The sequence below is a fragment of the Micromonospora echinofusca genome (assembly GCF_017614955.1).
GTDB lineage: Bacteria > Actinomycetota > Actinomycetes > Mycobacteriales > Micromonosporaceae > Micromonospora > Micromonospora echinofusca_A.
Genome location: NZ_WVUH01000060.1, coordinates 1 through 25,899 on the forward strand (window position 1 = coordinate 1; position 25,899 = coordinate 25,899).

Consider the following 25,899-nt stretch of genomic DNA (forward strand, 5'->3'; position numbering starts at 1 on the left):
GGCCGGCACACTGGGCGGGTGTCCGTTCTGGGAAGCCTCACCCGCCGACTCGGCCACCGGCGCTGGTTCGCCGCCGGAGCCCGACTCCTCGTCCCCGCCGACCGGCTGGTCGGCCGGCTCACCCGGGGTCGGGTGGTCGCGCTCGGCCTCATCCCGTCGCTGATCATCACCACCACCGGCCGCCGGTCCGGGCAACCGCGCAGCAACCCGCTGCTCTACGTCCGCGACGGCGACGGGTACGTGGTGATCGGCTCGAACTGGGGGCAGACCCATCAGCCGGCCTGGGCGCTGAACCTGCTGGCCGACCCGGGCGCCGAGGTCACGGTGGGTGGGCAGCGGATCCGGGTACGCGCCGAACTGGCCACCGGTGCGGAACGGGACCGGCTCTGGCAACTGCTGGTGACCGAGTGGCCGGCCTACGAGACGTACGTCGAGCGGGCCGGTGGGCGGGACATCCGGATCTTCCGGCTCGCCCCGGCCGGGCCGGCCCGACCAACCGACGGGGCCTGACCAGCCGACGGGGCCCGACCAGCCGACCGGGCCCGACCAGCCGGGCCCTCGATCAGCCGAGCCCGCCCTGCACCCCGATCAGCCGGCCGACCAGGTAGGTCGCGGCGGCGGCGGCCACCCCGAGCAGCAGTTGCCGGGTACCGCTGGACCACCAGGGCCGGTTGGTGAACCGGGCGACCACCGCACCGGCGACGAAGAGCCCGACCCCACCGACGCCCAGGGCCAGCCAGAGACTGGTGAACCCGAGCAGGTACGTCAGCAGCGGGACCAACGCGCCGACCGAGAAGAAGAGGAACGACGAGATCGCCGCCGCCCACGGGCTGGGCTGCTCGTCGGGGTCCACGCCGAGTTCCTCGCGGACGTGGACCCGCAGCGCCTCCTCCGGATTGCGGGCCAGCGTGGTCGCCACCTCGTGGGCCAGCTTCTCGGGCAGCCCCCGGGCGACCCAGGCCTGCGCCAGTTCCCGGGCCTCCGCCTCCGGATGCCGTTCCAACTCACGGCGCTCCTTGGCCACCTCGGCGGCCACCTGCTCGTTGGCGGACCGGACGCTGGTGTACTCGCCCAACCCCATCGAGATGGCGCCGGCGACCAGCCCGGCCGTGCCGGTGAGGACGATGCTGCGGGGGGACACCCCGCCCCCGCCCACCCCGGCGATCAGGGCGATGTTGGTGACCAGCCCGTCCATCGCACCGAACACGGCCGGCCGGAGCCAACCGCCGGACACGTCCGCGTGGTGCGCCTCGCGCAGCGCCGCCGGTGTGTCGGTCATGGCAGTGTCAGGATCTCGTGACCGCTCTCGGTCACCACGATGGTGTGCTCGAACTGGGCGGTCCACTTCCGGTCCTTGGTGACCACCGTCCAACCGTCGTCCCACAGGTCGTACTGGTGGGTGCCGAGGGTGATCATCGGCTCGATGGTGAAGGTCATGCCCGGTTCCATCACGTCGGTCGGCCGGGGGCTGTCGTAGTGCGGCACGTAGAGCCCGCTGTGGAACGCCTCGCCGATGCCGTGACCGGTGAAGTCCCGGACGACGCCGTAGCCGAACCGCTTCGCGTACGACTCGATCACCCGCCCGATCACGTTGATCTGCCGCCCGGGAGCGACCGCCCGGATGCCCCGCATCATCGCCTCGTGGGTCCGCTCGACGAGCAGCCGCGCCTCCTCGGAGACCTCGCCGACGCAGAACGTGGCGTCGGTGTCGCCGTGCACCCCACCGATGTACGCGGTGACGTCGACGTTGATGATGTCGCCGTCGACGAGCACCGTGGAATCCGGGATGCCGTGGCAGATCACCTCGTTGAGGCTGGTGCAGCAGGACTTGGGGTAGCCCTTGTAGCCCAGGGTCGACGGGTAGGCCCCCTGGTCGACCAGGAACTCGTGCACCACCCGGTCGATCTCGTCGGTGGTCACCCCGGGCTTGCAGTGCTCACCGGCGAGCTGGACGGCCTGCGCGGCGATCCGCCCGGCGACCCGCATCCGCTCGATGGTCTCGGGGGTCTGCACGTGCGAGCCGCGCCACGGCTGGGGCTGCTTCCGGCCCACGTACTCCGGGCGGACGATGTGCGACGGCACCGGTCGCCATGGGGAGAGCGTGCCGGGGGTCAGCGGAGCACGGACGGTCATGACGTCAGCCTATCGCCGCCGACCGGACCGTTCATCCGCCGGTGACCCCGCCCACTGACCGGTCCGGTCGGTTGTTGCCCGCGCGGGTCCGCTGTGCCATGGTGGCAGGCGTGGATCAAGGAGGTGCGGAACCGGTCTTCTCCGCGACGGCGGAGGCCGACGGTGGTCGCCTCACGGTCCGGGTACGCGGCGAGGTCGACATGGCGACCGCAGAGACGATGTACCAGACCGCCGTGCGCGAGCCGGCCGAACACCTGCTGCTCGACCTGCGCCGGGTGACGTTCTTCGACTCGGCCGCGATCCACGCGGTGATCCGGATCGCCCGGCACTTCCCGGACGCGTTGACCGTGCTGCCGTCCCCCCAGGTCCGCCGGGTGCTGGAGATCGCCGGACTGATCGGTCAGCCCTGGGTCAGCCGGGACTGACGGCCCTGGGCCGCCCGCACGGCTCCCACCGTCACGTTGGCCGGGGACCAAACCTCCCGGCGCGGACCGGGCCCGTCACTGTTCCAGCCGACGGCGCAGGGTCACCTCGGTGCCGCTGCCGGTACGGGTGACCGCCACCTCGCTGAGCGCCCCGATCAGGGCCAGGCCACGCCCCCGGAAGCCGGCCCCACCCGGCTCCCGCCACTGCCCGCTGTCCCGCACCGTGGCGGTCACCGTCCGGTCGGCGATCATGACCTCTACGTCGATGTGCGGTTCGGTCGGTTCGAGCGGGTGCTCGATCGCGTTGGCCGCCGCCTCGGAGACCGCGACGGTCAGGTCGAACAGGTCGTTCTCGCTGACGTCGTGGGCGATGAGGAAGTCCTCCAGGCGTTTGCGCAGCACGCTGAGCTTCGTCGGGTCGGTGGGCAGCCGCAGGGCGAACCGGTTGAGAGCCGCCGCCTCCAGGGCGAGCACCGCGACGTCGTCCCGGCGCAGCCGGCCGGCCACCCGGTCGACGACCAGGCTGACCAGGTCGTCGACGTGCCCGCAGTCGATCGCGGCGTCCGCCCGGAGCTGCGCCAGGCCCGCGTCGATGCCGAGTGAGCGGTCCTCGACCAGACCGTCGGTGTAGAGCAGCAGCCGCGCACCCGGGTCGAGACGCCCGTCGACGGTCTCGTACGACGTCTCGGGCAGCGCGCCGACCGGTGGGCCGAGCGCGCTGTGGTACAGGAAACTCACGTCACCCTCCCGGATCACCACCGGGGACGGGTGCCCCGCGCTGGCGTACCGCAGCCCCCCGGTCCGGGGGTCGAAGGACAGGCAGACCACGGTGGCGAAGGAACGGCCCTCGGTGGAGACGACCAGCCGGTTGAGCCGGGTGAGCGCCTGCCCGGGGTCGTACCCCTCCAGGACGTACGCCCGCAGGGCGTTACGCAGCTGACCCATCGCCGCCGCGGCGGGCACCCCCTTGCCGACCACGTCCCCGATCACCAGGACCAGTTCGTGGCCGACACTGATCGCGTCGTACCAGTCACCGCCGACCTCGACGTCGGCGGTGCCCGGCAGGTAACGGCTGGCCACGATGGCGCCCGGCAGGTGCGGCAGGGTCCGGGGCAGCAGGCTGTGCTGGAGGGTGGTGGCGATCCGGTGCTCGGTCTCGTAGAGCCGGGCGTTCTCCAGGCGCACCCCGACCAGCCGCGCGAGCTGGTCCAGGGCGGCCAACTCGGTGTCGGTGTGCTCCCCCTCCCGGGGCCAGACCCGCAGCTCACCGAGGGGTTCCCCGGTGGTGCCGGTGAGGGCGAGCACGGCGGACGGGTCCTCCGGGGAACGACCGCCGCCGTCCGCCTCGTACCGCGATCCGGGTGCCGTGACCACCACCCGGCCGGCCTCGACCAGGGCCAGCGCGTGCCGGGCCGCCACCTGGAGCACCTCGGCGGTGGAGCGGGCGGTGTTGACCGCGACCGCCGCGTCGGCCAGCGCCCGCAACTGCCGGATGATCTGCCCCCGGAGCTGTCCCAGTTCGACGTTGGCCCGGACCCGGGCGATCAGCTCCTGGGCGGCGAACGGCTTGACCAGGTAGTCGTCCGCGCCGGCCGCGAGCCCGGCGACCTCCTCGGCGCTCCCGGCCCGCGCGGAGAGCAGCACGATCGGCACGTGCCGGGTTCGGGCGTCCGCGCGCAGCGCCGCGACCAGCCCGAAGCCGTCCAGCCGGGGCATCATCACGTCGGTCAGGACCAGGTCGAACGGGGTACGGACCGCCGCGTCGAGAGCCGCCACGCCGTCCGGTACGGCGACCACCTCCCAGTACGGGGTCAGCAGCCGCGTGACGTGCTCCCGCAGGTCCGCGTTGTCGTCGGCGACCAGGATCCGGCCGTGCCGCTTCGCCTGGCCGTCCCCGGTCGACGGGGTGACCTCCGGTCCGGCCGGGGTCTCCGGGGTGGTCCACCAGCCGGTCTCCGCCACGTAGAGATCCGCCTGCCCGCTCACGGTGCCGATCACGGACGGCTGCCCGGTCACGCTGCCGACCACGGACGACTGCCCGCTCACGCTGCCGACCACGGACGGCTGCCCGGTCACGCTGCCGACCACGGACGACTGTGCGGTGGCGGTACCGGCGAACGGTGGCCCGGCGGTGATCGCGGCCGGCTGCCGCCCGATCCGCTCGGCGGGCAGGTGCCGGGTGCCGAACGGTACGGAGACGGTGAAGGCGCTGCCCTCGTTGACCCGGCTGCGGGCGGTCACCCGGCCACCGTGCATGCCGACGAGTTCCCGGACCAGGGCCAGGCCGATCCCGGTCCCCTCGTGGGTACGCGACGGCACCCCGGCGACCCGGTGGAACCGTTCGAAGATCTGCGGCAGTTCGTCGGCGGTGATGCCGACGCCGGTGTCACCGACCACCAGTTCGGCCCTCCCGTCCACGGCCCGCACGGTGACCCGGATCTCACCGCTGAAGGTGAACTTCAACGCGTTGGACAGCAGGTTGAGGACGATCTTCTCCCACATGTCCCGGTCGACGAGGACCGGCTCGGGCAGCGGTGGGCAGTCCACCACCAGCCGCAGTCCGGCCCGGTCGGTGGCCGAGCGGAAGGTGCTGGCCAGCCGGGCGGTGTAGTCGGCCAGGTCGGTGGGGACGTAGTGGGCCGTCAACCGGCCGGACTCCAGCCGGGAGAAGTCGAGCACGGTGTTGACCAGTTTCAGCAGCCGCAGGGCGTTGCGGTGCATGACGGTGAGCGGCCCGGTCAGCCCGGTGGGCAGGTCGGGGTCGCCGAGCAGGTCCTCCAGGGGGCCGAGGACCAGGGTGAGCGGGGTGCGGAACTCGTGGCTGACGTTGGCGAAGAAGTTCGTCTTGGCCCGGTCCAGTGCGGCGAGTTCGGCGGCGCGGGCCCGTTGCTGCTCGTAGGCCCGCTGCCGGCCGACGGCGGTGGAGAGCTGGGAGGCCACCAGGTCGAAGAAGTTGCGGTACTCGTCGGTCAGCGCGAGCCGTTCGCTGACCCCCACCACCAGCGCCCCGGCCGGCTCGTTGGCGGCCATGATCGGCAGTACCAGGGCCTGCCGGGCAGCGAGCGGGGGTACCGTCCGCAGGAAGTCGGCGACGTCGGCGCTGCACGCCGGTCCGCCGCAGAGCACCTCCCGCAGCGCCGACGGCATCTCGGTGTCGAGTACCCGCACCGCGTCCCGGTCGACTCCGCTGTGGCAGATCAGGTAGGCCGGGCCGGCCTCCGCTTCGGTCAGGTAGAGCAGCGCGAAGGGGATGTCCGCCCGGTGGTCGTCGAAGACCCGGGAGGCGGCCCGGCCGAGTTCGGCGTCGCTGGACACGGCGGCCAGCTGCGAACCCAGCCCGGTCAGCGCCCGCAGCCGCCGCTCACCGAGCACCCGGCCGGTGGTCTCGGTGCAGATGCAGTAGACCCCGTCGATGCTGCCGTCCTCGCCGCGCAGCGGGTCGTAGGAGACGTCGAAGTAGGTCTCCTCCAGGAAGCCGTACCGGTTGAGCAGGAACGGATGGTCACGGCCCTGGAACGCCTCGCCGGTACGCCGGACGGCGACGAGCAGCGGGCCGAGCACGTCCTGCCACATCTCCGACCAGTGGTCCCGGGCCGGCTGACCGAGCACCGCCGGATGCTTCCCGCCGAGGGTGGGCAGGTAGGCGTCGTTGTAGAAGGCCAGTTGGTCGTCGCCCCAGAACATGCAGATCTGGGCCCGTGAGGTGAGCAGGGAGCTGATCGCGTGACGCAGGCTGGACGGCCAGGTGTGCGGACCGCCGATCGATGTGGACCGCCAGTCGAGGTCCCGCATCCGGGCGCCCATCTCACCGCCGGCCGCGAACGCGGCGGCCAGCATCGGGGAGACCTCCCCCGCCGTCGCGCCGCTGGACGGCTGACCGCCCCCCTGGGCCGAGCTCATGAAGCCTCCCGCTCCGGCCGTCGTCGGCAGGTACCCACTTGATCCGCCCACCGTGACCGGCCATGTACCCCGACGGACCGGCGACGTAACGCATCCGGGCGCGGCGACGCTGCTGATCGGGAAGCGGTACCGCCCGCCCGGCGGGGCGGGTGGCACCGAGGTGCGGTGACCGGCTGACCCAGCCGCCGGACGACAGGAGCAACCGTCAGAAGACCGGCAGACCGTCCAGGCTGGCGCCGTTGCGGCTGGCCCGATACTCCACCAGATCCTCGGTACTCCGCCGGGCATGTGAGGTAATCAACAGGTCCCGGTCGCCCTGGTAGTCCATCAGCGGGACCGCGTACCCGCAGGAGTCGCTGACCCGCAGCACCTCGACGTCGATCACCGCCCGGACGGCGTGCAGGTCCGGTGGCGCCGGGAACCAGCCCAGCGCCTCGGTGAACCCGGGGGTGTCCACCACCACCGCCCGACCCCGGCCGTGCAGCCGGACCACCTTGGGCGGCCCCTCGAACGCGCAGCACATCAGCGTGATCCGGCCGTTCTCCCGCAGGTGCGCGATGGTCTCCGCGCCGCTGCCGTGGTAGTCGAGGTACGCCACCCGGTGCGGGCCGAGAATCACGAACGTGCCGCGCATGCCCTTCGGGGAGACGTTCACGTGCCCGTCGACGGCCGCCGGTGCGGTCGCCACGAAGAAGACCGGCTGTGCCTCGATGAACTCCCGCAGACGGCCCTCGATGGCCGGGTACACCTTGCCCATGCCGACGATGCTGCCAGTCGGCGGCCACCGCCGTCCGCCCCGTTCCCACCCACGGGGACCGGTGACCGGGCTCGACCGGCCCCCGGAACCCCGGCCCGTCACCCACCGGCCGGGTGGGTTCAGGGCACCCCGGCGGCGGCCACCAGCGCCCGGAACGGCCGCAGGTCGTCCGCCACCTCCGGGTGCCACTGCACCCCGAGCACGAACCGGCGCCCCGGGTCCTCCACCGCCTCGACCACCCCGTCGTCGGCCCAGCCGGTGACGGTCAGCCCGCCCGGGTCGGCCACCCCCTGGTGGTGGTAGGTGTTGACCTCGGCACTGCCGGCCATCACCGTGGCGATCCGGCTGCCCGGCGCGAACCGCACCGGGTGGGTACCGAAGACGCCCGGCGCGGGCCGGTGCCGGTCGTGCCCGACCACGTCCGGCAGGTGCTGGTGCAGGCGTCCCCCGTACGCCACCGCGAGCAGCTGCATGCCCCGGCAGACCCCGAGTACCGGCAGATCGGCACCGAGCGCGGCGGTGAGCAGGGTGAACTCCCCGGCGTCCCGGTCCGGCCGGGACTCGGTCCACCGACCGGGCGGCTCGGCGTACCGAGCCGGGTCCAGGTCCGCGCCGCCGGCCAGGACGAGCCCGTCCAACCCGGCCAGCACGTCGGCGTCCCCGTCGTCGGGCGGCAGCACCACGGCCCGCGCCCCGGCCCCGGTGACCGCCCGGACGTACGCGTACGGCACCAGTACCGCCGACAGGTCCCGCCACGGGCCCCAGCCGGCCGGTTCGACGTACGCGGTGATCCCGACCACCGGCCGGCGGCGGACCGGGACGGACGGGTGGTGCGTCACAGCGGGGTGACGTAGGCGCCGGTGATGCCGCCGTCCACCACGAACTGCGCGGCGGTCATGAACGAGGCGTCGTCGCTGGCCAGGAAGGCGACGGCGGCGGCGATCTCCTCGGGCCGGCCGAACCGGCCCATCGGTACGTGGACCAGTCGGCGGGCGGCCCGCTCCGGGTCGGCGGCGAAGAGGTCGAGCAGCAGCGGGGTGGCGATCGGGCCGGGGCAGAGCGCGTTGACCCGGATGCCCTCCCGGGCGAACTGCACGCCCAGCTCCCGGGTCATCGCCAGCACCCCGCCCTTGCTCGCGGTGTACGCGATCTGCGAGGTGGCCGCGCCCATCAGCGCCACGAACGACGCGGTGTTGATGATCGAACCCTTCCCCTGCCGCCGCATGTGCGGGATGGCGTACTTGCAGCAGAGGTAGACGCTGGTGGTGTTCACCCGCAGCACCCGCTCCCAGGCGTCCAGCCCGGTCTCCAGGATCGAGTCGTCGTCGGGTGGCGAGATGCCGGCGTTGTTGAACGCGACGTCCACCCGGCCGTACCGTTCGGCCACCCCGTCGAAGAGGTCCCGTACCGCCGTCTCGTCGGCCACGTCGGTGGCCACGAACTCCCCACCGACCTCCTCGGCCGCCGCCGCCCCGGCGGTCGGGTCGATGTCCACGCAGACCACCCGGGCCCCCTCGGCGGCGAACCGGCGCACCGTGGCCAACCCGATGCCGCTACCCGCCCCGGTGACCACGGCCACCCGGTCCTGCAACCGTCCCTGCACACTCACTCCTCGGTCTGTTGGCCCGTCACTACTGGTCCGTCGAGATGAAGACGTTCTTGGTCTCGGTGAAGGCGAGCGGGGCGTCCGGCCCCAGTTCCCGGCCCAGACCGGAGCGCTTCATCCCGCCGAAGGGCGTCCAGTAGCGCACCGACGAGTGCGAGTTGACGCTCAGGTTGCCGGCCGCCACCGCCCGGGAGACCCGGATCGCCCGGCCCACGTCCCGGGTCCAGATCGAGCCGGACAGGCCGTACTCGGTGTCGTTGGCCAGCCGGACCGCGTCCGCCTCGTCGTCGAACGGCAGCACCGACACCACCGGGCCGAACACCTCCTCCCGCCAGTGCCGGTCGGCCGGGGACCCGGCGAGCAGCACCGTCGGGGCGTACCAGAAGCCGGGGCCGTCGGGGCAGGAGCCGGTGAAGGCGACTTCGGCGCCGTCGACGTAGGAGGCGACCGTCGCCCGCTGCCGCGCCGAGATCAGCGGCCCCATCTCGGCCGACTCGCGGGTCGGGTCCTCCACCCGGACCGCGCGTACCGCCGGCTCCAGCAACTCCAGGAACCGGTCGTACACCGGCCGTTGGACCAGGATCCGGGAACGGGCGCAGCAGTCCTGGCCGGCGTTGTCGAAGACCGCGTACGGCGCGGTCGCGGCGGCCCGGTCCAGGTCCGCGTCGGCGAAGACCAGGTTGGCGCTCTTGCCGCCCAACTCCAGGGTCAGCCGTTTCACCTGGGCCGCGCAGCCGGCCATGATCCGGGTACCGGTCGCGGTGGAACCGGTGAAGCAGATCTTGCGGACCTGCTCGTGGGTGACGAGGCGTTCACCCACCACGCTCCCCTCGCCGGGCAGCACGGTGAACACTCCGTCGGGGAGGCCGGCGTCCCGGGCCAGCTCCGCCAGCCGCAGCGCGGTCAACGGGGTCAGCTCGGCCGGCTTGAGCACCACGGTGTTACCGGCGGCCAGGGCCGGGGCGAATCCCCAGGCGGCGATCGGCATCGGGAAGTTCCACGGCACGATGATCCCGACCACACCGAGCGGCTCGTGGAAGGTCACGTCCAGCCCACCGGGTACGGGGATCTGCCGGCCGGTCAGCCGCTCCGGGGTGGCGGCGTAGTAGTCGAGCACGTCGCGGACGTTGCCGGCCTCCCAGCGGGCGTTGCCGACGGTGTGCCCGGCGTTGCGGACCTCCAACGCGGCCAGCTCGTCGAGGTGCGCGTCGACCTGCGCGGCGAACCGGCGCAGCAGCCGGGCCCGGTCGGCCGGCGCCACCGCCCGCCACGACTCGAACGCGGTCGCCGCCCGCCCGATCGCCGCATCGGTCTCCGCCAGGGTGGTGGCGGGCACCGTGGTGATCAGCTCCCCCGTCGCCGGGTTCACCACCTGCATCGTCGTCCCGCCGATCTCTTCTCGTGGGTCAGAGGCGTTCGAAGCCACGGAACAGCTCCCAGTCGGTGACCGCCGCGTCGAACGCGGCCAACTCGACCCGGGCCTGGTTGGCGTAGTGCGCGACCACCTCGGCACCGAACGCCGCGCGGGCGGTCGACGAGGACTCCCACAGCTCCAGCGCCTCCCGCAGCGTCCCCGGCACCCGGGGTGCGTCCGCGTCGTCGTACGCGTTCCCGGTGCACTCCGGCTCCAGCGACAACTCCGCCTCGATGCCGTGTACCGCCCCGGCCACCAGCGCGGCGATGGCGAGGTACGGGTTGACGTCCGCCCCGGGTACCCGGTTCTCCACCCGCATGCCCTGGCCGTGCCCGGCGAGCCGGAGCGCACAGGTCCGGTTGTCGGTACCCCAGCGCAGCGCGGTCGGCGCGAACGAACCCGGCTGGTACCGCTTGTAGGAGTTGATGTTCGGGGCGGAGAGCAGGCTGAACTCGCGCATCGTGGCGAGCAGCCCGGCGAGGACCCGCTGCCCGGTGACCGACAGGTGACCGGGGCCGTCGCCCAGCATCGCCGAGCCGCCGGTGGCGTCGCGCAGCGAGAAGTGGATGTGGCAGGAGTTGCCCTCGCGGGCGTTCGGCTTGGCCATGAAGGTGATCGACAGACCCTCCTGGGCGGCGATCTCCTTCGCCCCGTTCTTGTAGATCACGTGGTTGTCGGCGCAGGTCAGCGCGTCGGCGTAGCGGAAGGCGATCTCGTGCTGGCCGAGGTTGCACTCCCCCTTGGCGCTCTCCGGGACCAGCCCGGCCCCGGCCATCTCGTTGCGGATCCGGCGCAGCAGCGGCTCGACCCGGGCGGTACCGAGCAGCGAGTAGTCGACGTTGTACTGGTTGACCGGGGTCAGCTCGCGGTACCCGCGCCGCCAGGCCTCCTCGTACGAGTCGCGGAACGCCACGAACTCCAGCTCGGTGCCGGCGTACCCGGTCAGTCCGTGGGCGGCCAGCCGGTCGAGTTGCCGACGGAGGATCTGCCGGGGCGAGGCGGCCACCTCCCGGCCGACCCGGCCGGCACCCTCCGCCCCTGGGTCCAGGTCGCCGCCTCCGGCCTCCGGGCCACGCCCGTCCGGCCAGGCCAGGTCGGCCAGGACCAGCGCGGTGCCGGGCTGCCACGGTACCCGGCGCAGGGTGGCCAGGTCGGGCAGCATCGCGATGTCACCGTAGCCGCGCGACCAGCTCGACATCGCGTACCCGTCGACGGTGTTCATGTCCACGTCCACCGCGAGCAGGTAGTCGCAGCCCTCGCTGCCGTGGTCGAGCACGTGGTCGAGGAAGTACCGCGCGTGGAACCGTTTGCCCTGCAACCGGCCCTGCATGTCGACCAGGGCGAGCACCACGGTGTCCACCTCACCGGCGTCGACGGCGGCCCGTAGCCGGTCCGGACTCATCGGGGCGTTCGTCATCGGCGGGCCTCCATCACCAAGGTCTACTGGCTGACCGGACCACCGTCAATGCCCACCCGCCGTGTCCCGGCAAACCCCGGCCCGGCGTGGCGGGTCACGGCCGGTACCGGGGCCGGTTCCCGCCGACGGACCGGTCGTACCTGACCTGCGCGTCGGCCGGGTCGCCGGCGGGGCCACCCGGGTCCATCGTCCTCAGTAGACTGCGGACACCCGGCGGACCGGTCGGGCGGTCGGTGCGCCGCCCCACCGTCCGGGCCGCCGTGCGACAGGGAAGGTGGTCGACCCAGGTGAGCCCGCTGGAGCCGGAGCACCCCGCCACGGCGTGGCGGGAGCCCCCGGGTGCGTACCCCGTCGTCCCCGGGCCGGATCTCCTCCCCCACCAGGTTGCCCCGCCTCCGGCGGCCGCCCTGCAACCGTGGCAACCGGACGGCGTCCCGCTGCCGGACCGGCCGCCGGCGCAACCGGTGCCGCCGACGCAGTGGGTACCGCCGACCCGACCGGTGCACCCCTCGCCACCGACGGAGACAGCGACTGCCGAGGCGGTACGCCGGGCCGGTCGGGCGATGGCGACCGGAGCCGCGCGTACCGCCCGTACCGCCGCCTACCGGGGGACCCGCCCGGTGGTGAACCTCTTCGCCGGGATGGGCTGCTTCTGGCGGGGCGCCGGCCGGTTCCTCACCAGCCCGGTGCTCTGGCTCTACGCGGCGGCCCCGGTCGCGTTGCTGGTACTGGCCATGCTCGGCATCACCACCGCAGTGGAAACCGGTGTCGAGATCGTCGTCCACTGGCTCACCTCGTTCGTGCAGAGCTGGCCGGCGGTGATCTCCGAGGTGCTCGGCGGCATCCTGGTCTGGGGCGCCCGGATCGGCGTACACGTCGTCCTGGGTTACCTGGTCCTGCCGCTGAGCATCGTGCTGGGTGCGCCCTGCTACGTGCTGCTCGCCCGGCGGGTCGAGCGCACCCTCGGCACCCCGGCCGCCACCGGCCACCACGGCACCGGCACCGGCAGTCGTCCGCCGTCGCTGTGGCGGGCCTGGGCGGTCACCGTCCGGCAGGCGGTCCTGGTCACCCTGGTTCTCCAGTTCGGCTGGCTGCTGCTGGTGCCGCTGCTGCTCGTCCCGGGGCTCAACGTGTTCGTGGCGCTCGGCACGGTGCTCGTGTTCAACGGCTTCCTGGTCGGCCTGCTGATCCTGTCGATCCCGCTGCACCACCACGGCAGCACGACGTTCCGGGCCCAACTCCGCACCGCCTGGCGGCACCGGGCGAGTGTGATCGGGTTCGGCGCCACCGGCACTCTGCTGCTCGGCCTGCCGGTGATGCCGCTCCGGGCACTCGTCGCGCCGATGGTCTTCATCGGGGCCCTGCTGCTGCACCGCCGGATCCGCACGCTCGACGCGGCGGCGGTGCCGGCCGGGCACCCGGCGCCCGCAGCGGTACCCCCGGCGCCACCCGCGCTGCCGTCCGGCCCCTGGTCCTAGCCGCCCACCTCGCTCGGCTTCGGTCGAGCCGTGACCGGGTGTGACGGCTCCGGCCGGTTCTTGCCGGCCCCGCCTACCCTCCCGGCCATGACGTACCAGCCCGCATATGCTCCGCCGCCGAAGTCCGGCCGGCCCCTCCGTACCGTGCTCGTCATCGTCGGCATCGTGCTGCTGCTCTGCTGCGTCGGTGGCGTCGGCGGCGGCTTCTGGTTCTACAACAAGGTCGACGCGGCGGTGGCGCCGGCCCGGGACGCGGCCAGCGGCTACCTGGACGACCTCGGCCGGGGCGACTACCCGGGCGCGTACGCGCGGCTCTGCGAGAGCACCCGTAGCAGCACCAGCGAGGCGGACTTCACCCGGATGCAGTCGAGCCTGCCCGCCATCACGGACTACGACATCACCGGCACCACCATCACCAACAACAACGGCCGGGTGGGGGGCACCGTCGTGGTGGAGCTGACCCGGGGTACCGGTGGCGAGGCCACCCAGATCCTCACCATGGCCAAGGAGGACGGCACCTGGCGGGTCTGCCTCTAGGCTCCGGCGGCACACCCGCACCAGCGCTGCCCGGTGCCGGTCGACCCACCGGTCGGCCGGTCACCGCAGCACGAGCAGGTCGAGGGTGTCGACGACCGGCCCGGTCCGGGTCGGTACGGCCTCCCGCAGCCGGGCCAGGCCGGCGGCGTACTCGTCGTCGCCGATCAGCTTGAGCAGGGTGTGCGCGTCCCGGCGCAGCTCGTCCGCCGCCACGGCCAACGACTCGGCGGTGAGCTGCGGGACCTGCTCCAGGCTGGCGGTGGCGAACCCGGCGGACCGGAACGCCGCCGTCACCTCGGCGACGCTCGGGTAGGTGTCCAGCACCCGGACCGCCTCCGGGAAGTACGCGAACAGGGTCAGCCCGTCGGGCCGGCCCGCGAAGACCGACCGGATCAGCACCGGTCCGCCCGGCCGGACCACCCGACGCAGTTCCCGGGCGGCGGCGTGCAGGTCGGGTACGTGGTGGATCATCGTGGAGAGCCAGGCGGCGGCCACGTCGGCGTCCGGTAGCGGGATGTGCCCGGCGTCGCCGGCCAGGACGCCCGGGTGGCCGCAACGCCGTCGCATCGCCGCCGCCGGCTCGACCCCGACCACGTCGGCGGCGTACCAGTCGGTGAACGCGCGGGCCCACATGCCGGTGCCGCAGCCGAGGTCGAGCACCCGGATCCCGGGCTGCGGGCGCAGGTGCCGGGCGACCGCCGCCCGCCAGGCGGTGAGGCCGTGCATCGGCAGGTGCCGGGTGGCGGCGAAGGCCGCTGCGTCCTCGTCGTCGTACGCGATGCGCGCCATGCCGTCAGCAAACCCCCGACACCCGTGGGGATCAATGACAGCCGATGAGATGTGCCCGATTCCACAGTGGTCGACGGGCGCGGAACCGGTCGGGACAGGATGAGTGTCAGGGCAGGGTGAGTGTCAGGCCGGGTACCGCCACGTCGACCGGGCCGGCGTACGCCCGGCGGGCGGCGTCGACGGCGGCCTGCGGGTCGGTACCCGGCCAGAGGTGGGTCAGCCAGATCCGGCGGGTACCGGCCGACGCGGCGTACCGGCCGACCTCGGCGGCGGTGGAGAGGTTCCCGGCGTACCGGTCCGGGACCGTGTCGACGTAGGTCGCGTCGGCGATCAGCAGGTCCGCGTCCCGGGCCAGCGCCGGCAGGTCCGGGTCGGGTCCGGTGTCCCCGGTGTACGCCAGCACCCGCCCGTCGACCTCGAAGCGGGCGCCCGCGTTCGGTACGAAGTGCGGCAGGAGCCAGGTCCGTACCCGGAAACAGCCCAGCGCGAAGGTGTCCCCGGGGTGGAACTCGTGCAGGGTGTACGCCCCGTCGACCAGCCCCGGCTCGTCGATCGCCAGCAACGGCTGGAGACTGCCGGGCGGGGCGTACACCGGCAGCGGTGGACCGTCCCGGTCGGTGAGCGCCCGGGCGCGTAGCAGGGGTTGCAGGTCGGCGCAGTGGTCGGGGTGGCCGTGGCTGACGTAGACCGCGTCCACCGCGTCGGGCGGGACGTGCCGCAGCAGCCGGGGCAGGGTGGCGTACCCGGGGTCGACCAGCAGCCGGTAGCCGTCCCGTTCTACCAGGTAGCCGGCACAGCCGCCCACCGTACCCGGCCAGGCCGCCACCCCACCGAGGACCGTGATCCGCATGTCGCCGACGGTAACCGATCCCGCGCCCGCCGGTCGCGGCGGAACCCGGGGAGGCCGGACCCCGGGAGGCCGGACTTCGGACGCCGAAGGCCGGAGGCCGGGTCAGGTGAGCACGAGGCCGGCGACCCAGAGGGTGGCGATCATCGCGCCTGCGGTGAACTCGATCAGGAAGGCCAGCCCGGCGGCCTGCACGGCCTGCTTCGTGGCCGGCCAGGCCAGCTGGTTGTCACCGAGCCGGAGCCGTTCGGCCAGCCAGATCCCCAGCACGAAACCGAGGAGCAGGCCGACCACCGGGACCACGAAGAACCCGACGATGCCGAGCACACCACCGGCGAGCAGGGTGGAGTTGGGCACCCCGACCCGTTTCAGGTTGCGCCCCGGCCAGGCGTACTTGACCACCGTGCCGAGGACCGCGACCACGGTGGCCGCGCCGAGCACCGCCCACCGCTGCCAGCCGCCCTCGGTGAAGATCGCCCAGATCAGCACCCCGCCCCAGCACAGCGGCAGCGCCGGCAGCACCGGCACCACCACCCCGAGCAGCCCGGCCACGATGGCCACCCCGGCCAGCAGCGTCACCAGGGACTGCGTATCGGTCAGGTCCATCGTCTCCCGCCATCCGTCTCCGCCAACCGGGCGGCGATCTCCGTCGCCTCCACCGGGGCGCCGAACAGCCGCCCCTGCCCAGTGTCACAGCCCAGGGCACGCAGCCGTTCGGCCTGCACCCCGGTCTCCACCGCCTCGGCCGTGACCCGCAGGTCGAGCGCGTGCGCCAGCCGGACCAGGGCGTCCACGATCTGCTCGTCCCGGTTGTCACCGGCGGCCCGGATGCCCTCGACGAACGGGGCGGCCAGCTTGAGGCAGTGGATCGGCAGCCGCCGCAGATAGGCCAGGTTGGAGTATCCGGTGCCGAAGTCGTCGATGGCCAGTCGCACCCCGAGGGCGGCGAGCCGGCGCAACGACCGCAGCGGCTCCCCCGTGGTACCCATCACCGCGCTCTCGGTCAGCTCCAGTTGCAGCAGTTCCGCCGAAAGTCCGCTGTCGGTCAGCGCCCGGGCGACGGTGTCCACGATCCCCGGGTCGTCGGCCTGGCGGGCGGCCAGGTTGACGCTGACCACGGGCGTCGTGTCCGGGTGGGCGGCCCGCCAACCGGCGGCGTCCCGGCAGGCCCGCTCCAGCACCCACTGGCCGACCCGGACGATCAGGCCGGTCTCCTCGGCCAGCCCGATGAACCGGTCCGGCCCGATCAGGCCCAGCTCCGGGTGCTGCCACCGGACCAGCGCCTCCACGGCCAGCATCCGTCCGTCGGCCAGCGAGACGATCGGCTGGTAGTGGACCACGAACTCGTCCCGGTCCAGGGCGCCCGGCAGGCCGGCGGCGAGCGCGGAACGGGCCTGGTCCCGGGCGCTGCGTTCCGGGTCGTAGACGGCCCAGCGGCCCCGCCCCTCCGCCTTGGCCCAGTAGAGCGTGGTGTCGGCGGCCTTCATCAGCCCGGTGGCGTCCGTACCATCGACCGGTCCGGAGACGATGCCGATGCTGGCCGAGACGGCGAGCTGCTGGTCACCGACCTGCACCGGCGCGGCGACGGCAGCCAGGGCCGCTTCGGCGACGGCGACCGCGTCGGCCGGGTCCGGACACGGGTCGACCAGGACCACGAACTCGTCACCGCCCATCCGGGCGACCAGGTGGCCCTGCCCGGCGACGCACTCGGCCAACCGCTGGGCGATCACCACGAGCAGCCGGTCGCCCAGGTCGTGACCGAGGCTGTCGTTGATGGTCTTGAACCCGTCGAGGTCGAGGAAGCAGACCCCGACCCGGTGCTCCGGCGGCGCCGCCGCGAAGACCCGGCCGAGGGTCTCGAAGAACAGGGTACGGTTCGGCAGTCCGGTCAGCGGGTCGTGCAGCGCCTGGAAGCGCAGCCGCTGCTGGAGTTCGTACCGTTCGGTGATGTCCTCGATCATCGCCACGGTGAACCGGGGCCGGCCGTCGTCGTGCCGGATCAACGAGACGGCCAGGTCGGTCCAGACGACGCTGCCGTCCTTGCGGTAGTAGCGCTTCTCCACCCGGACGGTGTCGAGCCGACCGCCGATCAGGTCCTGGTACAGCCCCCACATGCCGGCGGCGTCGTCCGGGTGGAACAGCGCCGCGACGTTGATCTGCCGCAGTTCGGCGACGGAGTACCCGAGCATGTCGGCGAAGGACTGATTGACGTCGATGACCGTCCCGTCGATGCCGGCGATGCCGATGCCGATGGCCGCCCCGGTGAAGACCGCCCGGAACCGGGCCTCGCTGTCCCGTAGCGCCTGTTCGACCTGGTCGCGGGCCCGCCACGCGGACCGGGCGATCCGTTCCTGCTGGGTGAAGGTGCGGTCCCGCAGCGCGCGGGCGAAGCCGGCGGCGAGGCACCCCTGCAACTGGGCGAGGCGTTCGGCCGGCCCGGTCGCCATCCGACCGCCCGGCCCGGCGGCCCGCAGCCCGGCCATCCGGGGCGCCGGACGGCCGGGCAGCACCTGCGCCAGGAACCGGTCCCCGAGCGCCCGTACCGACCAGTCGAGGATGCCCGGTTCGGTCAGGTGCGCCTCGACCAGGTCCCGCCCGACGTCCGCCGCCGGCTGGGCGGTGAACGGTTCGGCGAGCAGGGCCCGGGCGAGGCGTTCCGTGTGGACCAGCAGCAGCCGCTCGGTCTCCGGGCCGCTCAGGGGCACGAACCCCAACCGGCGGACCGCCCGGGCCCAGTCGGCGGCGTACCGTTGGGCACCGGGACGGCTGAACCCCTCGTCGCCTGTGGCGGGCAGCGCGTCACCCATGCCGGGCTAGCCTGTCGGTCGGTCGTACCGGCCGACCCCCCCGAACGCGCCGAACCGCTCCGGGTGGTCGTCCACGTCGGACGGGGCGTCCGGTCGCCACAGCGGCATGTGCACCACGCCCGGCTCCAGCAGGGTCCAGTCGCCGAAGAAGCCGGTGATCTGCGCCCGGGAACGCAGGGTGATCTCGGTGTCGGTACGCGCCGAGAGCCGCTGGGCGTCCAGCATCTCCTGTGGCTGGTCCTCGTAGGTGGAGTGCGAGACGACCAGGAAGCTGCCCGGGACCGCAGCGGCCCGCAGGGTGGCCAGGATGTCCCCCGGCCGGTCCGCGTCCGGGATGAAGTGCACCACCCCGGCGAGCAGGATGCCGACCGGGCGGGACAGGTCGAGCAGGCCACTCGCGGCGGCCTCGGCCAGGATCCGCTCCGGCTCCCGCAGGTCGGCGTGGATGACGGTGGCGAGATCGTTGCCGGCCAGCAGTTCCCGGCTGTGCGCCACCGCGACCGGGTCGATGTCCACGTAGACGATCCGGGCCGCCGGGTTCACCGACTGGGCCACCTCGTGGACGTTGCCGACGGTGGGGATACCCGAACCGATGTCCAGGAACTGGTCGATGCCCTCGGCGAGCAGTACCCGCACCGCCCGGCGTAGGAACTCACGCCCGGCGCGCATGGTCGCGGCCAGGTTGGGGGTCATCCGGGCGATCTGCTCGGCGAGCTGCCGGTCGATTTCGAAGTTGTGCGCGCCACCGAGGAAGTAGTCGTACACACGGGCCGCGCTGGGGCGGCTCAGGTCGATCTCGGCGGGGGGTCCGTCCGGCAGTTGCATGGTCCGTCCCAGGGTGGTCGAGTCTAGGCATACGGGACCGGCCGGTGCCGTCAACGTGCGACGGTCACCGGTGGACCCGCAGGTCGGATGGTCTGCCCACTCTAGGCCGCAGACTCCAGGATGAGGGAGATCCCCTGACCGACTCCCACGCACATCGTGGCCAGTGCGCGTCGCCCACCCCGGTGCCGCAACTCCAACGCGGCGGTCAGCGCCAGCCGGGCGCCGCTGGCGCCGAGCGGGTGACCCAGCGCGATGGCCCCGCCGTTCGGGTTGACGTGCTCCGCGTCGGTGGGCAGGCCCAACTCGCGCAGCACGGCCACGGCCTGGGCGGCGAACGCCTCGTTCAGCTCGATCACGTCCAGGTCGCCGACGGTGAGACCGAGCCGGTCCAGCAGCTTCCGGGTGGCCGGTACCGGGCCCATCCCCATCACCCGGGGCGGGACACCGGCCGCCGCCGCGCCGCCGATGCGGGCCAGCGGGGTCAGGCCGTACGCCGCGACCGCTGCCTCGCTCGCCACCAGCAGCGCCACCGCACCGTCGTTGACGCCGGACGAGTTGCCGGCGGTGACCGTGCCGCCGGCCCGGAACGGGGTGGGCAGCGCGGCCAGCTTCTCCAGCGAGGTCTCCCGGGGGTGTTCGTCGGTGTCCACCACCCGGGTGCCGCGCCGTCCCTCGGGTACGGTCACCGGCACGATCTCCTCGGCGAACCGGCCGTTGGCCTGTGCCTTCGCGGCCCGCTGCTGGGACCGGAAGGCGAACGCGTCCTGGTCGGTACGGGCGACGGCGTACTCGGCGGCCACGTTCTCGGCGGTCTCCGGCATCGAGTCGATGCCCCAGCCGCGTTCCATCCGGGGGTTGACGAACCGCCAGCCGATGGTGGTGTCGTGGATCTCCGCCGCGCGGGAGAACGCCGAGGTCGCCTTGGGCAGTACGAACGGCGCCCGGCTCATGCTCTCCACCCCGCCGGCCACCATCAGGTCCGCCTCGCCGGCCACGATCGACCGGGCGGCGAGGGCCAGCGCGTCCAGACCGGAACCGCAGAGCCGGTTGACCGTGGTGCCCGGGACCTCCTCGGGCAGCCCGCCGAGCAGCGCGGCCATCCGGGCCACGTTCCGGTTGTCCTCCCCGGCCTGGTTGGCGCAGCCCAGGATCACGTCGTCGATCCGGGCCCAGTCCACCGTCGGGTGCCGCGCCACCAGTTCGGCGACGACGTGCCCGGCCAGGTCGTCGGGGCGTACCCCGGCCAGGTCGCCGCCGTACCGGCCGAACGGGGTACGGACACCGGACACCAGGTAGGCAACGCTCATCGGACTGCCCTTCGTCGGGGGAGGGTGGGAAGGCATGTCGGGCGCGCCGGACCGGGTCGCGGCCGGCACGGGGCCAGGATATCGACGCCGGATCGGATTCCGGCGGGGTGGCGTACGCCCGGGATAGGTTGGGCCCATGGTGCGGGCCCAGTTCAGCGCAGAGACCGCCGGCAGCGGCGAGTTCGTCCGGCAACCCAACCGGTTCACCGGCCGGGTCACCGCCGACTCCGACTCCCCACCGGGCGGCGGGCCGGACGCGCAGGGCCGGTGGCCGCTGGAGGCCGGCCGGTACCGGCTGATCTGGTGCCGGGCCTGCCCGTGGGCGCACCGGGCCCGGATCGTCCGGGGCCTGCTCGGGCTGGACGACGTGATCAGCCTGGGGACGGTCGACCCGATCCGGGACGAGCGGGGCTGGCGGTTCACCCTCGACCGGGACGGCCGGGACCCGGTGCTCGGCATCCGGTACCTGGCCGAGGCGTACCACACCACCGACCCGGGGTACACCGGCCGGGTCACCGTGCCGGCGCTGGTCGACACCGTCACCGGGCAGGTGGTGACCAACGACTACCCGCAGCTCACCCTGGACCTGTCCACCGAGTGGCGGCGCCTGCACGCCCCCGGCGCCCCGGACCTCTACCCGGCGGCGCTGCGGCCGGAGCTGGACGCGCTGATGGCCGAGATCCACCGGGACGTCAACAACGGGGTGTACCGGTGCGGCTTCGCCACCAGCCAGGCGGCGTACGACGCGGCGTTCCGGGCACTCTTCGCCCGGTTGGACGCGCTCTCGGACCGGCTGGCCGACCGGCGTTACCTGATGGGGGACGCGATCACCGAGGCCGACGTCCGGCTCTTCACCACGCTGGTCCGGTTCGACGCCGCGTACCACGGGCACTTCAAGTGCAACCGGCAGAAGTTGACCGAGCTCCCGGTGCTCTGGGCGTACGCCCGGGATCTCTACCAGACGCCGGGCTTCGGGGACACCGTCGACTTCGACCACATCAAACGGCACTACTACGGCACCCACCACGCGATCAACCCGACGCAGATCGTGCCGCTCGGGCCCGACGAGTCCGGCTGGACCACGCCGCACGGGCGTGGCTGACCGCCCCGTCGCGGCCGGCACCGTCCGGTCCCGGGTCGCCGCCGTCGGTGCGGCCCTGGGCATCCTCGCCGGCACGGTCGCGGTGACGTTCGCCGTGGTCGCCGGTCCGGGACCGGGGCTGACCGGATACGTCAGCGAGGCCGGCGTGGTCGGCAGTTCGTACGCGACGGCGTACCGGCTGGGCGTGCTGGCCCTGGCGGCGGCGCTGCTGCTGCTCGCCGCCGCCCTGCCCCCGGCGTTGCGTCCGGCCGCCGCCCTGCTGGCCGCCGGCGGTCTGGCCACCGCCCTCTCCGGAGCGGTCACCTGCTCCGACGGCTGCCCGCTGCCGCCGTTCGAGCAGGCCGGTGTGGCGGACCTGGTGCACGGCGGGGCGAGCATCGCCGCCGTCGCGGCGGTGGCCTTCGCGATGCTGGCGGTGCTGCGTACCCCGGCTGCCGGGCGGGCCCTGCGCGGGCTCGCCGCCCTCGCCACACTCGCGACGTTTCCGCTGGCCGCAGCGGTCGGGCTGGCCATGCTCACGGTCGGCCGGGGCACGCTGGTCGGTACCCTGGAACGGCTGCTGCTGGCCGTGACGATCTGCTGGGGCTTCACCACCGCCGTGCTGCTCGGTTGTTCCCGACCCCGCCTGTAAGGATCGTCACGGGGTCCGCTCCTTCCACTGATGCCCCGGCCGCGCGTACCGTCAGCGGGCGATGACCAACGTCTGGGACCTCACCGTGCGCCTGTATGTCGATCTGCGACTACAGGCCAGCGGCGTCTGTCCGGCTCAGCCGACCCGCTGACCGGCCACCCTCCGGCCCGGCACCCCCGCCGGCCCGCAGGCCCGCCGGTCCAGCACCGCTGACCGTCGACCCGCTCCACCGGACCGTTGGGAAAGACCCATGACCACCACCACGCCCACCGGCGTGCCCGCCCGGCTGCGCCGCACCCTCGCCGCCGTCCCCTTCTCCGCCCAGATCCTCGCCGGCCTGCTGCTCGGCGCCGGCCTCGGCTACCTGGCCCGCACCGCCGACCTGGGCTGGCTCGCCGGCACCCTCGACACCGTCGGCAGCCTCTTCGTCCAACTCCTCAAGCTCGCCGTGCCACCGCTGGTCTTCACCGCCATCGTGGTCAGCGTGGTCAGCCTGCGCGGGGTGGCCAACGCCGCCCGGCTGGCGCTGAAGACCCTGCTCTGGTTCGGCGTCACCGCGCTCATCGCGGTCAGCGTCGGCATCGGGCTCGGCCTGCTCACCGACCCCGGCCGGGGCGTCGACCTGGACGTCGCCGGGGCCACCGCGCCCAAGAAGACCGGCTCCTGGACCGACTTCCTCACCGGCATCGTGCCCACCAACCCGGTCGGCGCGTTCGTCGAGGGCAACGTCCTCCAGATCGTCTTCCTGGCCCTCGTGGTCGGGGCGGCGGCCCTGCTGGTCGGTACCGCCGCCGAACCCTTCGTCGCCGTCAACCGCGCCGTGCTGGAGATCGTGCAGAAGGCACTGTGGTGGGTGATCCGGCTCGCCCCGGTCGGCACCCTCGGTCTGATCGGCCACGCCGTCGCCGCGTACGGCTGGGACCTGCTCGCCCCGCTCGCCCGGTTCACCACCGCCGTCTACGTCGGCTGCGCGATCGTGCTCTTCGTGGTCTACCCGCTGCTGCTGGTCACCGCCGGCCGGCTCAACCCGGTACGATTCTTCGCCGGGGCCTGGCCCGCCATCGAACTGGCCTTCGTGTCCCGCTCGTCGGTGGGCACCATGCCGGTCACCCAGCGTTCCGTGGAACGCCTCGGCGTGCCCCGCGAGTACGCCTCCTTCGCGGTCCCGTTCGGCGCCACCACCAAGATGGACGGCTGCGCGGCGATCTACCCGGCGCTCGCGGCGATCTTCGTGGCCCAGGTCTTCGGGGTCACCCTCGGCCCGGTCGACTACCTGCTCATCGCATTCGTCTCGGTGGTCGGCTCGGCCGCCACCGCCGGCCTGACCGGCGCCATCGTGATGCTCACCCTCACCCTGAGCACCCTCGGCCTGCCGTTGGCCGGCGCCGGTCTGCTGCTCGCCATCGACCCGATCGTCGACATGATCCGGACCGCCACCAACGTGGCCGGTCAGGCGCTGGTCCCGACCATCGTAGCCGCCCGTGAGGGCACCCTGGACCGCGCGGCGTACGACGCCGTAGGCGTAAGGAAGGGCCCCCGCTTAACGCTTTCGGTAGAGGAAGGGCCCCTTCTTAACACCCCCGACCGCTGAGGAGAGATCGACGTGAGCCTCCTGTTCAGTCCACTGCCACTGCGGGCGGTCACCCTCCCGAACCGGGTGGCGATGGCCCCGATGTGCCAGTACAGCGCTGGTCCGGACGGGCTGCCGACCGACTGGCACCGGGTGCACTACGGCACCCGGGCGGTCGGCGGCGCCGGTCTGATCGTCACCGAGGCGACCGCGGTACTGCCCGAGGGACGGATCAGCCCGCAGGACACCGGCCTCTGGTCCGACGCGCACGTCGACGCCTGGCGCCCGGTCACCGCGTTCCTCGCCGGGCAGGGGACGGTACCGGCCGTCCAGCTCGCGCACGCCGGGTTCAAGGCGTCCACCTACCGGCCCTGGTCCGAGCAGCGCGGCGGCGTGCCGGACGACGAGGGCGGGTGGACGCCGGTCGGCCCGTCGGCCGAACCGTTCGTCCCCGGGTACCGGATCCCGGAGGCACTGGACGCCGCCGGGATCGCCACCGTGGTCGAGGCGTTCGGCGCCGCCGCCGCCCGCGCGGTCGCGGCCGGGTTCGCCGCCGTCGAGATCCACGCCGCCCACGGGTACCTGCTGCACGAGTTCCTCTCCCCGCTGACCAACCGGCGGACCGACGGGTACGGCGGCGACCTGGCCGCCCGGATGCGGCTGGCGCTGGAGGTGGCCCGGTCCGTCCGCGCCGCCGTCGGTGACGACGTACCGGTACTGGCCCGGATCTCGGCGACCGACTGGGTGGACGGCGGGTGGACCGTCGACGACAGCGTCGCCCTCGCCGGGGAGTTGTCCCGGGCCGGGGTCGACCTGGTCGACTGCTCGTCGGGCGGGGCGTCGGCCACCGCGCGGATCCCGGTCGGGCCGGGCTACCAGGTGCCGCTCGCGTCCCGGGTACGCGCCGGTGCGGGCGTACCGACCGGTGCGGTCGGGCTGATCACCGAACCGGAGCAGGCCGAGGAGATCGTCGCCTCCGGGGCGGCCGATCTGGTGCTGCTCGGTCGGGAGTTGCTGCGCGAGCCGTACTGGCCCCGACGGGCGGCGGCGAAGCTGGGTGCCGGCACGGCCTCACCGGCGGACGCCGGGCGGCACTGGCCGGCGCAGTACCAGCGCGCCGTCTGACCGGCCTCGGCGGCGGGGCGCGGCCGGCGTGGTGCGGGCTTCGCCTGTGGGGCGCCCCGGCGTGATACACGCTGCCTGACCGGGGCGCGGGTGTTAAGAGGGGGCCCTTCCTCTACCGAATGCGTTAACGGGGGGCCCTTCCTTACATCTCAGAAGAGGATGGTGGCGAGGGTGCCGACGGGGCGGAACCCGCAGCGCTGGTAGACGCGCCGGGCCGGCAGGTTGAAGTCGTTGACGTAGAGGCTGACGGTGGGCGCGACGTGGGCGAGCGCGTCGCGTACCACCGCCGCCATCGCTCCGGTGGCGATGCCCCGGCCCCGCCACTGCGGGTCGACCCAGACGCCCTGGATCTGCGCGGTCCGGCGGGTCACCACGGCCAGTTCGGCCTTGAAGACCACCTGCCCGTCGACGAACCGGGCGTACGCCCGGCCGGCACGGACCAGTTCGGTGACCCGACGCCGGTAGCTGCGCCCGCCGTCCTCGGCCAGCGGGGAGACCCCGACCTCCTCGGTGTACATGGCGACTGCGGCGGGAAAAAGCTGGTCGATCTCGTCGACCCGGACCCGGCGTACGTCGGGGTCGGCAGCCGGCTGCGGCGCCGCCCCGGTGGCCAGGAGCGGCTGGTTGGGGCGTACGTCCCGGGCCGGTCCCCACCGGGCCGCGAGCCGTTCCCAGAGGCCGAGGACCGCGTCGGCGTGCCCGACGATCGAGGAGCAGATCCGGGGTTCTCCGCTGAGCTGTTCGGCGTAGGCGGCGACGGCCGGTGGGGTGGCGAGCACCGGGGTGAGGTTGCCGCCGAGCCAGCAGATCGACTCCAGGTTGCGGCGGGATCCGTAGCCGAGGACCCGGCCCTCCCCCCGCCACCAGGAGAGGCCGTGGGCGGCGACCCGTTCGGCGACCGGCGCCGCAGCGTACGGGTCGAGGTCGAGCAGTCGCTCCACGGAGCGCCGCTCCCCTTCCCCCACCCGCCGTACCGGCACCGTCAGCACAGTTACAGCCTGCCAGATGAGTGGGGCGCTCCGCCGGTCGACGGCGGGCTGCGGTCGCCCCGGACACCGCCCACCTCGGAACGACTTGTCGCCGATAGTTTGCCGATATATCGTTGAGCCATCGACGATGGCACGGAGGGCATCATGCGGTTCGATCGGATGTTCCAGGGGCCGCCGGACGCGCGGATGCGCGGCTTCGGCTTCCCACCCTTCCCGCCTTTTCCGCCCGGTGGTCCCGGT

General features: G+C 73.4%; 23 protein-coding genes. 8 read left to right on the forward strand and 15 right to left on the reverse strand.

Annotation, left to right across the window (positions count from 1 at the left end):
• Window positions 1-18 precede the first annotated feature (18 nt).
• Window positions 19-510 carry a nitroreductase family deazaflavin-dependent oxidoreductase gene (locus GSF22_RS09700; protein WP_208813059.1) on the forward strand — a complete coding sequence of 164 codons (492 nt, stop codon included), beginning with the start codon at window positions 19-21 and terminating at the stop codon, window positions 508-510.
• A gap of 52 nt (window positions 511-562) precedes the next feature.
• On the opposite strand, the gene GSF22_RS09705 is transcribed toward GSF22_RS09700, so the two are convergent.
• Window positions 563-1,279, reverse strand: a complete 717-nt coding sequence (locus GSF22_RS09705) for a VIT1/CCC1 transporter family protein (protein ID WP_208813061.1) — start codon at window positions 1,277-1,279, stop codon at window positions 563-565.
• A complete protein-coding gene (map, locus tag GSF22_RS09710) occupies window positions 1,276-2,133 on the reverse strand; it encodes a type I methionyl aminopeptidase (RefSeq protein WP_208813063.1) in 858 nt (285 codons plus the stop codon). Before map ends, GSF22_RS09705 begins: the two co-directional genes overlap by 4 nt.
• Window positions 2,134-2,243: 110 nt before the next feature.
• Between map and GSF22_RS09715 the strand changes: the two genes are divergently transcribed.
• Window positions 2,244-2,558: an STAS domain-containing protein gene (locus GSF22_RS09715; protein WP_307803866.1), complete on the forward strand. Its 315-nt coding sequence runs from the start codon at window positions 2,244-2,246 to the stop codon at window positions 2,556-2,558.
• Window positions 2,559-2,633: 75 nt separating this feature from the next.
• On the opposite strand, the gene GSF22_RS34650 is transcribed toward GSF22_RS09715, so the two are convergent.
• From GSF22_RS34650 to GSF22_RS09745, 6 genes are all read right to left on the reverse strand, one after another.
• Complete coding sequence (locus GSF22_RS34650) at window positions 2,634-6,458, reverse strand: SpoIIE family protein phosphatase (RefSeq protein ID WP_244366877.1); 3,825 nt, start codon at window positions 6,456-6,458, stop codon at window positions 2,634-2,636.
• A 205-nt stretch (window positions 6,459-6,663) separates the two neighbouring features.
• Entirely contained in the window at window positions 6,664-7,215 is a 552-nt protein-coding gene (locus GSF22_RS09725) for a pyridoxamine 5'-phosphate oxidase family protein (protein ID WP_208813066.1), read from the reverse strand.
• Between the two features lie 119 nt (window positions 7,216-7,334).
• A complete protein-coding gene (locus GSF22_RS09730) occupies window positions 7,335-8,054 on the reverse strand; it encodes a gamma-glutamyl-gamma-aminobutyrate hydrolase family protein (RefSeq protein WP_307803868.1) in 720 nt (239 codons plus the stop codon).
• The gene (locus GSF22_RS09735; RefSeq protein WP_208813068.1) at window positions 8,051-8,818 is read right to left on the reverse strand and encodes a 3-oxoacyl-ACP reductase; all 768 of its coding nucleotides are present in this window, start codon (window positions 8,816-8,818) and stop codon (window positions 8,051-8,053) included. The genes GSF22_RS09730 and GSF22_RS09735 overlap by 4 nt, the downstream gene beginning before the upstream one ends.
• Before the next feature lie 28 nt (window positions 8,819-8,846).
• Window positions 8,847-10,199, reverse strand: coding sequence for an aldehyde dehydrogenase family protein (locus tag GSF22_RS09740; protein WP_208813102.1), 1,353 nt, complete (start codon window positions 10,197-10,199; stop codon window positions 8,847-8,849).
• A 28-nt stretch (window positions 10,200-10,227) separates the two neighbouring features.
• Window positions 10,228-11,652: a glutamine synthetase family protein gene (locus GSF22_RS09745; RefSeq protein WP_208813071.1), complete on the reverse strand. Its 1,425-nt coding sequence runs from the start codon at window positions 11,650-11,652 to the stop codon at window positions 10,228-10,230.
• Window positions 11,653-11,939: 287 nt separating this feature from the next.
• Between GSF22_RS09745 and GSF22_RS09750 the strand changes: the two genes are divergently transcribed.
• Complete coding sequence (locus GSF22_RS09750) at window positions 11,940-13,130, forward strand: EI24 domain-containing protein (RefSeq protein WP_208813073.1); 1,191 nt, start codon at window positions 11,940-11,942, stop codon at window positions 13,128-13,130.
• A gap of 144 nt (window positions 13,131-13,274) precedes the next feature.
• Entirely contained in the window at window positions 13,275-13,667 is a 393-nt protein-coding gene (locus tag GSF22_RS09755; protein WP_208813074.1) for an Rv0361 family membrane protein, read from the forward strand.
• A 60-nt stretch (window positions 13,668-13,727) separates the two neighbouring features.
• Here the strand turns inward: GSF22_RS09755 and GSF22_RS09760 are convergent, their stop codons facing one another.
• From GSF22_RS09760 to pcaF, 6 genes are all read right to left on the reverse strand, one after another.
• The gene (locus GSF22_RS09760) at window positions 13,728-14,456 is read right to left on the reverse strand and encodes a class I SAM-dependent methyltransferase (RefSeq protein WP_208813076.1); all 729 of its coding nucleotides are present in this window, start codon (window positions 14,454-14,456) and stop codon (window positions 13,728-13,730) included.
• Window positions 14,457-14,562: 106 nt separating this feature from the next.
• Complete coding sequence (locus tag GSF22_RS09765; RefSeq protein ID WP_208813078.1) at window positions 14,563-15,306, reverse strand: MBL fold metallo-hydrolase; 744 nt, start codon at window positions 15,304-15,306, stop codon at window positions 14,563-14,565.
• Window positions 15,307-15,408: 102 nt separating this feature from the next.
• Complete coding sequence (locus GSF22_RS09770; protein WP_208813080.1) at window positions 15,409-15,909, reverse strand: DUF456 domain-containing protein; 501 nt, start codon at window positions 15,907-15,909, stop codon at window positions 15,409-15,411.
• Window positions 15,900-18,110, reverse strand: a complete 2,211-nt coding sequence (locus tag GSF22_RS09775) for a putative bifunctional diguanylate cyclase/phosphodiesterase (RefSeq protein WP_208813082.1) — start codon at window positions 18,108-18,110, stop codon at window positions 15,900-15,902. The genes GSF22_RS09770 and GSF22_RS09775 overlap by 10 nt, the downstream gene beginning before the upstream one ends.
• A 6-nt stretch (window positions 18,111-18,116) precedes the next feature.
• Window positions 18,117-18,935 carry an SAM-dependent methyltransferase gene (locus GSF22_RS09780; protein ID WP_208813084.1) on the reverse strand — a complete coding sequence of 273 codons (819 nt, stop codon included), beginning with the start codon at window positions 18,933-18,935 and terminating at the stop codon, window positions 18,117-18,119.
• A gap of 101 nt (window positions 18,936-19,036) precedes the next feature.
• Window positions 19,037-20,242 (reverse strand): 3-oxoadipyl-CoA thiolase, encoded by a 1,206-nt coding sequence (gene pcaF / locus GSF22_RS09785; RefSeq protein ID WP_208813086.1) that lies wholly within the window; start codon window positions 20,240-20,242, stop codon window positions 19,037-19,039.
• 136 nt (window positions 20,243-20,378) lie between these two features.
• Here pcaF and GSF22_RS09790 point away from each other — a divergent pair, with 136 nt between their 5' ends.
• From GSF22_RS09790 to GSF22_RS09805, 4 genes are all read left to right on the forward strand, one after another.
• Window positions 20,379-21,344, forward strand: a complete 966-nt coding sequence (locus tag GSF22_RS09790; RefSeq protein WP_208813088.1) for a glutathione S-transferase family protein — start codon at window positions 20,379-20,381, stop codon at window positions 21,342-21,344.
• Window positions 21,337-21,975 (forward strand): DUF998 domain-containing protein, encoded by a 639-nt coding sequence (locus GSF22_RS09795; protein ID WP_208813090.1) that lies wholly within the window; start codon window positions 21,337-21,339, stop codon window positions 21,973-21,975. The genes GSF22_RS09790 and GSF22_RS09795 overlap by 8 nt, the downstream gene beginning before the upstream one ends.
• Window positions 21,976-22,225: 250 nt before the next feature.
• The gene (locus GSF22_RS09800; RefSeq protein WP_208813092.1) at window positions 22,226-23,566 is read left to right on the forward strand and encodes a dicarboxylate/amino acid:cation symporter; all 1,341 of its coding nucleotides are present in this window, start codon (window positions 22,226-22,228) and stop codon (window positions 23,564-23,566) included.
• A 12-nt stretch (window positions 23,567-23,578) separates the two neighbouring features.
• On the forward strand, window positions 23,579-24,670 hold the full coding sequence (locus GSF22_RS09805; RefSeq protein WP_208813094.1) for an NADH:flavin oxidoreductase/NADH oxidase: 1,092 nt from the start codon (window positions 23,579-23,581) through the stop codon (window positions 24,668-24,670).
• Window positions 24,671-24,819: 149 nt separating this feature from the next.
• Here GSF22_RS09805 and GSF22_RS09810 read toward each other — a convergent pair whose 3' ends face one another.
• A complete protein-coding gene (locus GSF22_RS09810; protein WP_208813096.1) occupies window positions 24,820-25,659 on the reverse strand; it encodes a GNAT family N-acetyltransferase in 840 nt (279 codons plus the stop codon).
• Window positions 25,660-25,899: the final 240 nt, after the last annotated feature.

Bases quoted from the DNA above. Each gene is read 5' to 3' on its own strand.
- GSF22_RS09705 (WP_208813061.1), bottom strand. From the start codon at position 1,279: ATGACCGACACACCGGCGGCGCTGCGCGAGGCGCACCACGCGGACGTG.
- map (WP_208813063.1), bottom strand. From the start codon at position 2,133: ATGACCGTCCGTGCTCCGCTGACCCCCGGCACGCTCTCCCCATGGCGA.
- GSF22_RS34650 (WP_244366877.1), bottom strand. From the start codon at position 6,458: ATGAGCTCGGCCCAGGGGGGCGGTCAGCCGTCCAGCGGCGCGACGGCG.
- GSF22_RS09725 (WP_208813066.1), bottom strand. From the start codon at position 7,215: ATGGGCAAGGTGTACCCGGCCATCGAGGGCCGTCTGCGGGAGTTCATC.
- GSF22_RS09740 (WP_208813102.1), bottom strand. From the start codon at position 10,199: ATGCAGGTGGTGAACCCGGCGACGGGGGAGCTGATCACCACGGTGCCC.
- GSF22_RS09745 (WP_208813071.1), bottom strand. From the start codon at position 11,652: ATGACGAACGCCCCGATGAGTCCGGACCGGCTACGGGCCGCCGTCGAC.
- GSF22_RS09760 (WP_208813076.1), bottom strand. From the start codon at position 14,456: ATGGCGCGCATCGCGTACGACGACGAGGACGCAGCGGCCTTCGCCGCC.
- GSF22_RS09765 (WP_208813078.1), bottom strand. From the start codon at position 15,306: ATGCGGATCACGGTCCTCGGTGGGGTGGCGGCCTGGCCGGGTACGGTG.
- GSF22_RS09770 (WP_208813080.1), bottom strand. From the start codon at position 15,909: ATGGACCTGACCGATACGCAGTCCCTGGTGACGCTGCTGGCCGGGGTG.
- GSF22_RS09775 (WP_208813082.1), bottom strand. From the start codon at position 18,110: ATGGGTGACGCGCTGCCCGCCACAGGCGACGAGGGGTTCAGCCGTCCC.
- GSF22_RS09780 (WP_208813084.1), bottom strand. From the start codon at position 18,935: ATGCAACTGCCGGACGGACCCCCCGCCGAGATCGACCTGAGCCGCCCC.
- pcaF (WP_208813086.1), bottom strand. From the start codon at position 20,242: ATGAGCGTTGCCTACCTGGTGTCCGGTGTCCGTACCCCGTTCGGCCGG.
- GSF22_RS09790 (WP_208813088.1), top strand. From the start codon at position 20,379: ATGGTGCGGGCCCAGTTCAGCGCAGAGACCGCCGGCAGCGGCGAGTTC.
- GSF22_RS09800 (WP_208813092.1), top strand. From the start codon at position 22,226: ATGACCACCACCACGCCCACCGGCGTGCCCGCCCGGCTGCGCCGCACC.